The sequence below is a fragment of the Paenibacillus ehimensis NBRC 15659 genome, assembly GCF_004000785.1.
Classification (GTDB): domain Bacteria; phylum Bacillota; class Bacilli; order Paenibacillales; family NBRC-103111; genus Paenibacillus_G; species Paenibacillus_G ehimensis.
This window is the reverse complement of record NZ_BILX01000021.1, coordinates 55,682-68,907: the sequence shown is the minus strand read 5'-3', so window position 1 is coordinate 68,907 and position 13,226 is coordinate 55,682. Positions and strand designations below refer to the sequence as shown.

The 13,226-nt window shown below is 56.0% G+C and carries 11 protein-coding genes; all 11 read left to right on the top strand.

Features of this window, described 5'->3' with window-relative positions:
• Positions 1-83: 83 nt before the first annotated feature.
• Positions 84-1,379, top strand: coding sequence for an NADP-dependent isocitrate dehydrogenase (gene icd / locus PEH01S_RS14440; RefSeq protein ID WP_025852676.1), 1,296 nt, complete (start codon positions 84-86; stop codon positions 1,377-1,379).
• A gap of 165 nt (positions 1,380-1,544) precedes the next feature.
• Positions 1,545-2,486: a malate dehydrogenase gene (gene mdh / locus PEH01S_RS14435; RefSeq protein WP_025852675.1), complete on the top strand. Its 942-nt coding sequence runs from the start codon at positions 1,545-1,547 to the stop codon at positions 2,484-2,486.
• A 223-nt stretch (positions 2,487-2,709) separates the two neighbouring features.
• Positions 2,710-3,996, top strand: a complete 1,287-nt coding sequence (locus tag PEH01S_RS14430) for an ABC transporter substrate-binding protein (RefSeq protein WP_025852674.1) — start codon at positions 2,710-2,712, stop codon at positions 3,994-3,996.
• Positions 3,997-4,088: 92 nt separating this feature from the next.
• Positions 4,089-4,967, top strand: a complete 879-nt coding sequence (locus tag PEH01S_RS14425; RefSeq protein ID WP_025852673.1) for a carbohydrate ABC transporter permease — start codon at positions 4,089-4,091, stop codon at positions 4,965-4,967.
• A gap of 12 nt (positions 4,968-4,979) precedes the next feature.
• Positions 4,980-5,810: a carbohydrate ABC transporter permease gene (locus PEH01S_RS14420; protein WP_127486238.1), complete on the top strand. Its 831-nt coding sequence runs from the start codon at positions 4,980-4,982 to the stop codon at positions 5,808-5,810.
• Positions 5,811-5,857: 47 nt separating this feature from the next.
• A complete protein-coding gene (locus PEH01S_RS14415; protein WP_127486236.1) occupies positions 5,858-7,645 on the top strand; it encodes a sensor histidine kinase in 1,788 nt (595 codons plus the stop codon).
• Positions 7,638-9,233 (top strand): response regulator, encoded by a 1,596-nt coding sequence (locus PEH01S_RS14410; RefSeq protein ID WP_127486234.1) that lies wholly within the window; start codon positions 7,638-7,640, stop codon positions 9,231-9,233. Before PEH01S_RS14415 ends, PEH01S_RS14410 begins: the two co-directional genes overlap by 8 nt.
• A 113-nt stretch (positions 9,234-9,346) precedes the next feature.
• Entirely contained in the window at positions 9,347-10,156 is an 810-nt protein-coding gene (locus PEH01S_RS14405; RefSeq protein WP_127486232.1) for an SDR family NAD(P)-dependent oxidoreductase, read from the top strand.
• A gap of 18 nt (positions 10,157-10,174) precedes the next feature.
• A complete protein-coding gene (locus PEH01S_RS14400; RefSeq protein ID WP_127486230.1) occupies positions 10,175-10,957 on the top strand; it encodes an enoyl-CoA hydratase/isomerase family protein in 783 nt (260 codons plus the stop codon).
• Between the two features lie 2 nt (positions 10,958-10,959).
• The gene (locus tag PEH01S_RS14395) at positions 10,960-12,015 is read left to right on the top strand and encodes an aldose 1-epimerase (protein ID WP_164827841.1); all 1,056 of its coding nucleotides are present in this window, start codon (positions 10,960-10,962) and stop codon (positions 12,013-12,015) included.
• The gene (locus tag PEH01S_RS14390) at positions 12,012-13,226 is read left to right on the top strand and encodes a CaiB/BaiF CoA transferase family protein (RefSeq protein WP_218032701.1); all 1,215 of its coding nucleotides are present in this window, start codon (positions 12,012-12,014) and stop codon (positions 13,224-13,226) included. The genes PEH01S_RS14395 and PEH01S_RS14390 overlap by 4 nt, the downstream gene beginning before the upstream one ends.

Genomic DNA, 13,226 nt, shown 5'->3' with positions numbered 1-13,226 from the left:
ATCTTTTTGACATCATCACATCCCTATTCCACGGAGCTTGCATTGCCGCGGCTCCAAACCAATCCAAGGAGGCTTACCTATTCATGGCACAATTCGAACAATATGCACTTCCGACGGAAGGCGAACGCATCACCATCACAAACGGCAAACTGAACGTTCCGAACAATCCGATCATTCCGTTCATCGAAGGCGACGGCACAGGTCCCGACATTTGGGCGGCTTCCAAGCGCGTATTGGATGCAGCGGTAGAGAAAGCGTACAAAGGCGAGAAAAAAATCGCATGGTACGAAGTGTTTGCCGGCGAGAAAGCCTTCAACAAATACAATAACTGGCTGCCGAACGATACGCTGACGGCAATCCGCGAATACATCGTAGCGATCAAAGGACCTCTGACGACGCCAATCGGCGGCGGTATCCGCTCCTTGAACGTTGCGCTTCGCCAAGAGCTGGATCTGTACGTGTGCTCCCGCCCGGTTCGCTACTTCAAAGGCGTACCTTCCCCGGTGAAACGTCCGGAGCTGGTGGACATGGTCATTTTCCGCGAAAATACCGAGGACATCTATGCCGGTATCGAATGGGCATCCGGTTCGGCCGAAGTGAAAAAAGTGATCGAGTTCCTGCAAAACGAAATGGGCGTGAAGAAGATCCGCTTCCCGGAAACGTCCGGCATCGGAATCAAGCCGGTATCCTCCGAAGGCTCGAAGCGTCTGATCCGCGCCGCTATCGAATATGCGATCAAGCATAACCGTAAGAGCGTGACCCTGGTACATAAAGGGAACATCATGAAGTTCACCGAGGGCGCGTTCAAAAACTGGGGCTATGAGCTCGCCGAGCAAGAGTTTGGCGACAAAACGTTCACTTGGGCTCAATACGACAAAATTAAAGAAGAGCAAGGCGTTGACGCGGCGAACAAAGCGCAAAAAGATGCGGAAGCGGCCGGCAAAATCATCGTAAAAGACGCGATTGCCGACATCGCACTGCAGCAAGTGCTTACCCGTCCGACGGACTTCGACGTCATCGCTACGCTCAACCTGAACGGCGACTACCTGTCCGATGCTCTGGCTGCTCAAGTCGGCGGTATCGGTATCGCTCCAGGTGCAAATATTAACTACGTAACCGGTCATGCGATCTTCGAAGCAACGCATGGTACGGCACCTAAATATGCAGGTCTTGACGTGGTAAACCCGGGCTCCGTTATTTTGTCCGGCGTTATGATGCTGGAACACCTGGGCTGGCTGGAAGCGGCTGACCTGATCTACAAAGGAATGGAAACGGCGATCAACAACAAAACGGTAACTTACGACTTCGCCCGTCTGATGGAAGGCGCAACCGAAGTGAAATGCTCCGCGTTTGCCGACGAGATCATCAAGCATTTCTAATCCGTTGGAACGCGTTGGTCTGCGAGCGGCCAGCTGAAGCAGGCGCCCGCAGACACGCTTCCATGCGTTGCAAATAAAGATTAAGCCTAAGTCATATGCTAATTCCTAAAATTGAATCATAAAATTAAGGTGCGATAGGGCACAAACCAATGGGAGGAATTGATTATGGCAATCCAACGTAAAAAAATTACGGTTGTCGGCGCAGGCTTCACAGGTGCGACAACAGCGCTGATGCTGGCGCAAAAAGAACTCGGCGACGTCGTATTGCTGGACATCCCTCAACTGGAAAACCCGACCAAAGGGAAAGCGCTGGATATGCTCGAGGCTTCCCCGGTGCAAGGGTTCGACGCGAACATTGTCGGCACGTCCAACTATGACGAGACCAGCGGTTCCGACATCGTGATTATCACGGCAGGGATTGCCCGCAAACCGGGCATGAGCCGCGACGACCTCGTGAACACGAACGCAGGCATCGTGAAATCCGTTTGCGAAAACATCAAGAGAACGAGTCCGCAGTCGATCGTCATCATCCTGAGCAACCCGGTCGACGCGATGACCTATGTCGCTTACCAAACGCTCGGCTTCCCGAAAAACCGCGTTATCGGCCAATCCGGCGTGCTGGATACGGCACGTTACTGCACGTTCATCGCGCAAGAGCTGAACGTTTCCGTGGAAGACGTGCGCGGCTTCGTGCTCGGAGGGCATGGCGATGACATGGTTCCGCTCGTTCGTTACTCCAACGTTGGGGGCATTCCGATCGAGAAGCTCATTCCGGCTGACCGTATTGAAGCCATCGTGAAACGTACGCGTACCGGCGGCGGCGAGATCGTGAACCTGCTGGGCAACGGCTCCGCTTATTACGCACCGGCCGCTTCCCTCGTGCAAATGACGGAAGCGATCTTGAAAGACAAAAAACGCGTTCTGCCTTCCATCGCGTTGCTCCAAGGCGAATACGGCTATGACAACCTGTTCATGGGCGTACCGACGCTGCTTGGCGGCGACGGCATCGAGAAAGTATTCGAGTTGGAGCTGCTTCCGGAAGAGAAAGCGGCACTGGACAAATCCGCAGAATCCGTACGCAACGTCATCAAAGTCGTTACGGGTTAATCGCATATCATTTTGTTAAAAAAAGACCAGTTTTTGCCCCAAAAGGCCGAAGCTGGTCTTTTTTATTATTTTCAGGAAAGAACGAAAAGCTAGCGCTTACATAAAGTCAAAATCATTGAAGAAATGTAAAACGGGACGGATACGCCCGGCCGGAGCGGCAGACTATACTATAAGCAAGTCGGAGAGATGAGCCGATAATTGAGAAAAAGGGGAGGACGATTCCTTGAGACATCTGAGCAAAGCGGCATTGGTCATGGCGACGACGGCAATTCTCGTTTCCGGCTGCGGGGGAAAAGACCAGAACGGCGCTCCGGCTGCCGGCGGTTCGGCGCCTGAGGCGGGGAAGAGGCAGAAGCTGTCGATATGGACGCTGCAGCAGGCTGACGTTAATATTCAAGAGGCCCAGAAGAAAGCGGCCAAATCGTTCGAGGAGAAGTTCAATGCGGAAGTGGAAATTACGACGTTTCCATACCTGCAGCTGAAGGACCGGATGCTTGCGGCGGTCGCCGGCGGCGAAGGCCCGGACATTCTGCTCCTTGACCAGATCTGGGTGGCGCAGTACGCCGCGGCCAACTATGTCATTCCCATCGACGATTATTTACAGAAGTCCGACATCAAAGCGGACGACTACTTTAAGGGCGCATGGGAAGCCGGTTCATTCAAAAACAAAATGTATGCGGTACCATTCGATGTGGGTGTCTGGGGCGTGCTCTATTACAATAAAGATATGTTTAAAGCCGCCGGGTTGGACCCGGAGAAGCCTCCGGTCACCTGGGAAGAGTTTTTGACGTACGGGAAGAAGCTGACGCGAGACGGCAAGTACGGAACCTCCAACTGGGCGGGAAGCAGCGAATCCGTTCAATGTATGGTGGACGGCTTCACGGTTGCAGCGGGCGGAAAGCTGCTGGATGAATCCGGGAAAAATATTTTGATCAATAGCGATGCAGGGGTCAAGGCGCTGGAGTTCTGGGCGAATATGAACGCGATTAGCCCGCCAGGCAGCGTAGGCAAGAACGAAGAAGATGCGATGACGCTGTTCACGAGCGGACAAACCGCCATGGCCATGTATGGAGAATGGGGACAGGATACAATCGCAACCCGGGCGCCTAATATGAATTACGGCGTAGCCAATCTGCCGAAGCCGGAAGGCGGCGAATCGGTCGGCACGTTCGGCGGCTTCAATCTGGCGATCAATGCGAAATCCAAAAGCAAAGACCTGGCTTGGGAATTCATTAAGTATTCGACCAATGTCGAGAACCAGAAGCAGATTACGATGCTGACGCCGGCCAACAAGCAAGCGGCCAAAGCTTATTTGGACCAGAAGCGCAAGTATCCCGACGTCATCTTCAACCAATTGACAACGGCAACCTATCGTCCGAACGTCGCCAATTATCCGGAAATCGCCGATGCACAGCTGCAGGCGACACAGAAAGTGATGAGCGGCAAAATGAACGCGAAAGATGCCCTCGACGAAGCGGCGGCGAAAATCAACAAGCTTCTGAATAAATAACATCGCTGAAAAGAGCAAATCCAAGGAAAGCACTGTGGAAGCGGGGATTCGGCATTCACGGTGCTTCCCTTTTCTTACTCGGGAGGAGAGTCATGAGAACGCAATCCACATTATGGGGATACGCCTTAACCGGTCCAGCCATCCTATTACTGCTCGTCCTGTTGTTTATTCCGCTTGCTTATACGTTCCAATTGTCATTGATGGATACGGATCTGTCGCACGGTCAGCCTCAATTTGTCGGGCTTTCCGGCTATATCGCCTCGTGGACAGACGGAGAACTGTGGAACGTGACGAAGCATTCCGTCGTCTGGACGGTGTGTGTCGCCGCATTTCAAGTCTTGATCGGGCTCGTGGCGGCGGTGCTGTTGAACCAAGCTTTTCCGCTTCGCGGGCTTGTCCGTTCGCTTGTGCTGCTGCCCTGGGTGCTTCCCGGCGTCGTGGCCGCGCTGACGTGGCGGCTGATCTACGACGCGCAATTCGGCTTCATGAATTCGCTGATCGCCAAGCTGGGCTTCGGGCCGACGGCTATCGACTGGCTCGGAACGCCGGAGCTGGCGATGTGGTCGGTTATTTTGGCAGCGATATGGAAAGGATTTCCTTTCCCCATGCTGATGCTGCTGGCCGCACTGCAGAGCGTCCCCCAGGACCAGTATGAGGCGGCCCGGATCGACGGCGCGGGCAGGTTTCAGCAGTTTCTGTACGTGACGATCCCTTCGATATCCGGCGTGCTTAAAACCGTCGTGCTGCTCGTTTTTATCTGGACGTTCAATTATTTCGAAATGATCTATGTGCTGACCGGCGGGGGACCGATCCGTTCGACGCATATCGCGCCTACGTATATTTATGAATTGAGCTTCCGCAATTTCAACTTCGGCGAGGCATCCCGCATCGCCGTCATCAGCTTCCTGTTCGTTCTGCTGATCAGTCTCGCCCTCATCCGGCAAATGAACAAAAACGAATCGAGAACTTAGGAGGAGTGCAGAATGACCCAACGGATCGCTTTTGGGGCGGGGTACGCGATTGCGATAGCGCTGCTGTTGTTTTTCGTCTTGTTTCCGTTTATGCAGATGCTGTCGACGTCGCTCAAACCGGCCGACGAAATGTTTACCGTGCCGACCACTTGGATTCCCGAGCATTTTACCCTCGACAACTTCAAGGCGGCACTAAATTACGGGAATTTTATTACGTATTTCTTGAACAGTCTGGCTGTCTCGGTGATCACGTGCGTGCTGGTCATTGTGATCGCCGTTCTGGCGGCCTACGGCTTCACAAGGCTGGAGTTCCCGGGCAGAAAGCTGCTGCTGAACATGATTCTGGTTAGTCAGATGTTCTGCATCAGCGCGATTGTCGTTCCGCTTTACAAGCTTGTGGGCAGTCTTCACCTGCTCAATTCGTATGCGGGGCTTGTGCTGGCTTACTTGGCGTTTACGGTACCGGTTGCGATCTGGCTGCTGCGCAGCTTCCTGCTCGGCATTCCACACGATATGGAAGAAGCGGCGATGATGGAAGGAGCTTCGCGGATCAAAGCCTTTTTCCATGTAATCGTACCGCTGCTTAGGCCGGGCATAGGCGCTACGGCGGCATACGTATTCCTGATTACGTGGCAGGAATTTCTGTTCGCTCTGGTCTTCATGACGAAGCAGGAATTCCGCACGCTGCCCGTCGGCATCATGGATTTCAAAGGGCAGTACGAGACGAATTGGGGGACGATGATGGCGGCCTCCCTGCTGATTTCCATTCCGGTGTTTGTGCTGTTTCTGTTTATTCAACGGCAGCTGGTGGCCGGGTTGACGGAAGGAGCGACCAAAGGGTAAAACGAAGGAAGGGAAGTACGTGGGACAACTAGCGAGGGGGCGGCTTCATGATCTTTCACAGTTTGCGTTTCAGGCTCATCGTTTACTTCCTGATCCTTATCGTCTTGCCGTTAATGACCGTTTCTTATTTCACCTTTCGCAGCGCGACCGCTCTGATTGAAGACAAGGTCAGCGAATCGGTCTCGGCGAGCTTGTCGCTTGTGGAAAAAAGCATTGAGAGCGTGCTGGAGCAGTCCCGGTATGCCGCAACGCCCTTTCTGGTCGACAGCGCCCGCCGGGATTGGTTGCAGCGAACGATACGGATTGAAAATTATGACGATCTCTCCAATGTCATGCAAATGCTGAAGGATCTCAGCTCCATCCGAACCGCCGGACATTCGGTGTATTCCATCAGTCTGTACAATCCGGTGAACCGGCTGCTGCTGACCTCGGAGAAAAATATTTTTCTGTATCCGAGCGAAGAGGTCTTGCATATGGAACGGATGATCGGGGACGGGCCGCAAGGCTGGTATGTGGACAAATGGCCGGCTTCGACCTATATCACTTCACCGGTCCGCTATTTGACGTATCCGATTCCGCTGGAGCCTTCCGCGACCGGACGCACGACCCTCTTTATTCATGTGAACGAAAACACGATTGCCGACTATTTGAAGCAGGTGAACCGAAATGACAAAGGCCTCCAAACGCTGGTGCTGACGGCGGACGGGCGCAGCCTTATTCAAGCTTCGGAGGAAGGGCAGGGGCTCCTTCCCGTCGGTTTCGGCGAGCGGCCGGCTGCGCTGGAGCATTTGGACCGCATCGTCAACGAACGGGAAGGGCGTTTCGCCGCGATGCTGACGGGCAGGCCGCATTTGGTCGTGTTTCATACGTCGGATGCGACCGGGTTCAAGTATGTCACCTTCGTGCCGCGGGAAGATTGGATGAAGGAAATCGTTCTGCTGCGCAATGAGATTTTACTGGTTGGGGGGATCGCGGTAGCCGCCGGTCTGCTTATTGCTTACGGCTTTATGCGGAGCATCTATAACCCGATGTTCCGGCTGCTCAAGGCGATGAGGCTGTCCGCCGGCCATGCCGACTTCACGTATCAGATCCGCGAGAAGCGCAAGGACGAGTTCGGCATTTTGTTCGAAGGCTTCAACATCATGATTCGGAACATTCAGCAGCTGGTCAAAAATTTATACCACGAGAAGCTGCTCAAACAGGAGTTCGAGTTGAAGCTGATGCAGTCCCGGATGAATCCGCATTTTCTGTACAACACGCTCAACTCGATCTATTCCATCGCGAAGCTGAACGGCGTCCGGGAGGTGACGGAGATGGCCTATGCGCTGTCCCATTTTTTCCGGCACAGCTTGAAGGGCGACGACTGGATTACTGTCAAGGAAATGATCGAACATCTCGATTATTATTTGCAGATTCAAAAAATTCGTTACCGCGACAAGTTCGACGTGACGATCGACGTGGAGGATGAGCTTATGGAGCAGAAGGTGCTCAAGCTGCTGCTCCAGCCGCTCGTCGAGAATGCGATCATTCACGGGCTGGAAATGAAAAACGCGAAAGGCCACATCGGCATCACCGGCTACCGTCTTGAGGACAACATGGTGTTTGCGGTCAGCGACGACGGCCTCGGCATGAACGAGAAGCGGCTGGAGCAGATTCGCAAGCAGCTGTCGGCTGGAGGGCCGTCGACGGAATATTTTGCGCTCAGCAATGTGAATCAGCGGATCAGACATTATTACGGCGAAGCCTACGGCCTGGCCTTGTACAGCCAGGAGGGGAAAGGAACGACCGTCGAGGTCGTGCTGCCTTGGACATCAGGAGGGGGCGCGGATGTTTAGCTTGCTTATAGCCGAAGACGAAGGCTGGATGCGCGAAGTGCTGTCGAAGTCGACGCATTGGGAAGAATGCGGGATTACGCGCATTTTCGAAGCCGTGAACGGGGCGGAAGCGCTGGAGTTGATCCGCAAGGAGAAGATCGACTTTTTGCTGACGGACATCCGCATGCCGGTCATGGACGGCTTGACGCTGCTCGCCAAGGTGAAGGAATGCGCACCCGATATCGAAACCGTGATGCTGACCGGCTTCGACGATTTCGACTATGTGCGGACCGCCATGCGGCTCGGAGCGTACGATTATCTGCTTAAGCCCGTGCATGACGACGAACTGATGCAGCTGTTCCTGAAGCTGTCCCGCGCACGCAGCGAGCAGCAGGCGGCACGGTACCGCGCCGCGATGGAGCAGTCCATGCTGAAGCAGGGCTTGCGCGCGCTTCGCGAGCAGTTTTTGGCGAATTGGTTTATGGGCCGGACGACGGACCCGGGAATCATCCGCCAGAAGTGCAGGGAGCTCGAACTGGATATTGCAAGCATTGCGGACAGCTACGTCGTCATCCTCATGGAGATCGATCAGCTGTATTTGCTGCAGGAACGCTACAAGCAGCGGGAAATCGAGCTGCTGCAGTTCGGCATCCGGAACATCGCGGAGGAATATCTCAAAAACAGCGGACGCCCGTTTCTGCTGTTCGCCGCGGCGGATCGGACCGTGATCTGGTGCAGGGCGGAAGCAGGCGGGGATGAGCCGGACGAGCTGCTCCATTCGATCCGCAGCAGCATCCGCAGCTTCCTCAAGGTGACCGTAACGGTAGGCATCAGCGAGCGCCATCATACGGAGAATGACGTGTTCGCCGCCAGTATGGAAGCGTTGAAATCGCTCAAGATGAAAATGTACCACGGCGTCGACCAAGCTTATTTTTTCCGGCAGGTGCATGACGAAGAAGACCGGCAGTTGTTTCAGCGCGAGCTTCAGCAGCGGCTGCTTCACTGCGTTGCTGCTGGAAACGAGGAGGAGCTGTATGCGTTGCTCGACGGGTTGTTCGGGGAAATCCGACGGAAGAAAATACCGGTGCGTCAGGTGGAGCATGTGCTGCTCCTGTTGATTCAGATGGCCTTTGAGTCCATAGACGATGGAGACTCAGACGGCACGCTGCTCGGGAGCACGAAGGAGGAGTGGCTTGCCAAGGTGTCCGCGTACGATACGATCGACGAGGTTCAATCGTGCGTGACGAGCGTGCTGCGGCAGGCGGCTCAAGCGGCGGGGAGCCGCAAGACGAAGATGAGCAAGCTGATTCGCGATATGCTGGCGTACCTGGAGGAGCACTACCGGGAAGACCTTTCGCTGCAGACGCTGGCGGAGCGTTTTTTTGTGAATCCTTCGTATTTGAGCAGGCTGTTCAAGGACGAGGTCGGGCAAATATTTACGAAATATTTGATGCAGCTGCGGATTGAGAAAGCGAAGCAGCTGTTGAAGAATACGCATTTGAAGGTGTACGAGATCAGCGAAGCGGTCGGCTATGGGGATGTCAAATATTTCAACAAAATATTCAAGGATTTGACCGGATTGACGCCGGCCGAGTACCGGAACCTGTAGAAGTCGGCAAGGTGGTCAGAAGAGTGGAAGAAAAGTAAAAGCAGCCCCGTTATGCCGTCCGCGGAAATTCGTTATGCTTAACCTGTCAGCCGCAGGCGGCTGCCACGTATCCAATGACGGAAAGGAAGCGGTTTCAATTGGCGCAAGCGGTGCGTTTCGATTATAGCGGTCAGACGGTGGTCGTCACCGGCGGTTCCATGGGAATCGGCGAGGCGGCGGTCCGCGGGTTCGCGGAAGCGGGAGCGGCGGTCGTCATCGCCGATCTGGCGGAAGAGAAGGGAAAGGCGCTCGAAAACCGGCTTGCGGCCGAGGGGCTGGAAGCGCGGTTCGTGCAAGCGGATGTCGGCGTCGACGCCGATGTGCGCAATCTGATGGAGACGGCTTATACATGGAAGGGTCGCCTCGATGCGGTATACAACAATGCCGGAGTGGCGGTTCCCGGGGCAGCCGCCGAGCTGAGCGAGGAGGATTGGCAGCGGGTGATAAACGTCAATCTCGGCGGAGTGTTCCGGGGCTGCAAGCATGCGCTGCCATATATGCTGGAGCAAGGAAGAGGGACGATCGTCAACTGCGCTTCAACCCAGGCGATCAATGGCTTTCTCGGCTGGGCCGGCTATGCGGCTTCGAAAGGCGGCATTGTGGCTATGACGAGGCAAATGGCCGTCGAATATGCGCCCCGGGGCATTCGGATCAATGCGGTTGCGCCGGGCACGATTATGACGCCGATGAACGAGAAGATTTTCGAAGAAACGGACGATCCGCAGGCGCTCATCGACACGTGGAATCGGGCTCACCCGATCGGCCGGTTCGGCCGCCCGGAGGAAATCGCCGATCTTGTGCTGTTCCTGTGTAGCGACGGAGCCTCATTCATTACCGGGCAAACGTTCGTGGCGGACGGCGGGCAAACGAGCCGTGGCGAGTAGAACGGAGGGGGAGTCAGGATGCGTTCATATACGTATTTGCAGGTGGCGGAGCAGGATCGCGTCTTCACCGTCACGATCCGGCGGGAAGAGAAGCTGAATGCGATGAACCGCGAAATGATGGCGGAGCTGACGGATTGCTTCGGCTGGCTTCACAGGCAGGATCAGGCGCGTGCGGTCGTTCTGACCGGCACGGGCAAAGCGTTCATGGCGGGAGCGGACATCGAAGGGTATAACGGCTTCGATATGGGTCAGTTTTTTGCCTTTCAGGACCAGGGACGCGAGATGTACCGATCCATTGAAAGTTGCGGCAAGCCCGTGATTGCTGCGGTGAACGGATATGCGCTCGGCGGCGGCTTCGAGCTGGCGCTGGCTTGCGATCTTATCGTCGCTTCGGAGAAAGCGAAGTTCGGCTTGCCGGAAGTCAAGCTGGGGCTTGTGCCCGGAGGCGGCGGCATTCAGAAGATCGCCCGGGCGATCGGGCCGTATGCCGCCAAGGAGCTGACGATGACGGGCCAGTTCGTCACCGCGGCCGAGGGCCGGATCATGCAGTTTGTCCATCAGGTGACGGAGCCGGAAGCTCTGCTGGAGACGGCGCTTAAGCTTGCGCAGGATATTGCCGCTCAAGCGCCGCTTGCCGTACAGGCGCTAAAGAAGCTGATCAACGAAGGCCGCGACGCCAGTCTGGAGACGGCGCAGGCGTATGACCGCGCCTACCTCGCCAGCCTGTTTCACAGCGAGGATGCGAAAGAGGGCATCGCTGCGTTCGTAGCGAAGCGGCCGCCGCAATTCCGGGGACGGTAGCGGTGAAGCCGCAAGGCGTCTTCCGGCAGACGGGATGCCGGGACTTGAAGCAGGAGCAGGAAAAGGGGAGGGGGGCGCCTGTGCGGTATAGAGTCTGCAGCGAATGGCGCGATGGCAGGGAACACGTTATTTTGTCCGATGACCGGACCGGCAGCGAAGCCTTTATTATTCCCGGGATCGGCTGCAATCTGATTCGCTGCCGTTTGGAGGGACATGAGACGATCGAGGGGCCGCCGCATTTGTCCATGCTGGCCGAGTACTCGGCCGAATACGGCGTGCCGCTCTTGTGGCCGCCGAGCCGCATTGCCGGGGGGACCTTTGCCTTTCGAGGCCGGCGCTATACGTTCCCGCAGCACGAGGGAGGGCATCATCTTCACGGGGACATCCGCCATTTGCCTTGGGAGGTGGTATCGCTGTCTGCTTCGGAGACGGAAGGCGCTTGGATGACGGCAGCGCTTCGCGCAACCGATCATCCGGGCTGGTATGCTTATTATCCGCATGAGGTGGCTCTGCGCCTCACCTACCGGTTGAAGGAAGGCCGCATCTCGGCTGTACTGGATGCGGTTAACGAAGGAAGGGACGAAGCGCCTTACGGCTTCGGTATTCACCCGTATTTTACGCTATCCGGCGATGCGCTTGAGGAAACCGAGGTCGCTGTGCCGGCCGAGTTCCAATACGATACGAGCGAGCTTGTCGGCATCGGGCGGCTCCCCGAACGGACGGTGCTATGCCGGCAATTGGACGGGGGGCTGACGGTATCCGCGCTTCCGGCGGAGCTGGATCACGTGCTGCTGCGTTTGGTTCCTGGCAAGCGGGAGTGCCGCCTGACACGGAGACGTTCGGGCATCCGCATCGTGTTCGGGTTCAGTGAAAACCTGGCTCACGCGGTTGTCTTCGTGCCGGAATGGGCGCATGCGGTTTCGCTGGAGCCGTGGAGCAGCATTACCGATGCCTTCAATTCACCGCTGCCCGCCGAGTGGACCGGGCTATCAGGCTTGGAAGGCGGTCAAGCGGTCCGATTCGAATGGCAATGGCATGTGGAGAGACTTGGTCAATGAATACGACAGGGGGAGAAGAAATGATGGACAAGGCGCTGGCCGGAATTAAAGTATTGGATTTCACCCATTTGCTGCAAGGTCCGTTCGCTACGCAGATGCTTGGCGACCTTGGAGCCGATGTCGTCAAAATCGAGCGGAAAGGTTCAGGGGACAGCTACAGAGCCTGGACGTTTCTGAACTATTGGATCGGTGGGACGGAGTCGCCCTGCTATTTGGCCTTCAACCGGAACAAACGCTCCTTGGCACTCGATCTGAAGACGCCCCAGGCGAAGAAGATCATCTACCGGCTGGCGGAAACGTGCGATATTGTCGTTGAAAACTTCCGCCCCGGCGTCATGGAGAAGCTTGGCTTCGGCTACGAGGATTTCAAGAAGATCAATCCCCGGATCATTTACTGCTCCAGTACGGGTTATGGCCAGGATGGACCGTATGCGAAGCGTCCGGGGCAGGATCTGATGATTCAATCGCTCAGCGGGCTGACGACGCTTACCGGTACCAAGGATGCGCCGCCGACACCGCTTGGGACGGGCATTGCCGATCAGCTCGGGGCCTATAACATCGTATACGGCCTGCTCTCGTCGCTCTATTACCGGGAGAAGACCGGCAAAGGGCAAAAGCTGGAGATCAACCTGCTGCAGTGCCTGCTGACGCATCAGCTTCAGGAATATGCCGTCACGCTCAACTCGGGCAAGCTGTTCGAGCGCCCCCAATCGGGTATCGCGCATCCCGGTCAATCCGCTCCGTTCGGCATCTACAAGACGGCGGACGGTTATATTTGCATTTCGGTGAATCCGATTCCGGTGCTCGCCGAGGTGCTAGGAGACGAAGGGCTGAATTCATACGACGATCCGCAGACGCTGTACGACAAACGGGACGAGGTGTTCTTCCGCATTCAAGAGAGCACGGTGAAGCAGACAACGGCTTACTGGCTGGAGCGTATGCTTGAGCGGGACATGTGGGTCTCGGAAGTGAAAAATCACTTGGAGGCGGAGAACGATCTGCAAGCGGCGCATTTGGGCGCATTTACCTCCTATGAGCATCCGACGGCGGGGACGGTCCGAACGGTGAACGTGCCGGTGAAGTTCAGCGAGACGCCCGGAGATATCGTCCGTCACCCTCCGATGATCGGCGAGCATAACGAAGAAATCTTGCGCGAGCTCGGCTACACGGGACCGGAGATCGAGGTCATGAAGGGCATCGGCGTTATATAA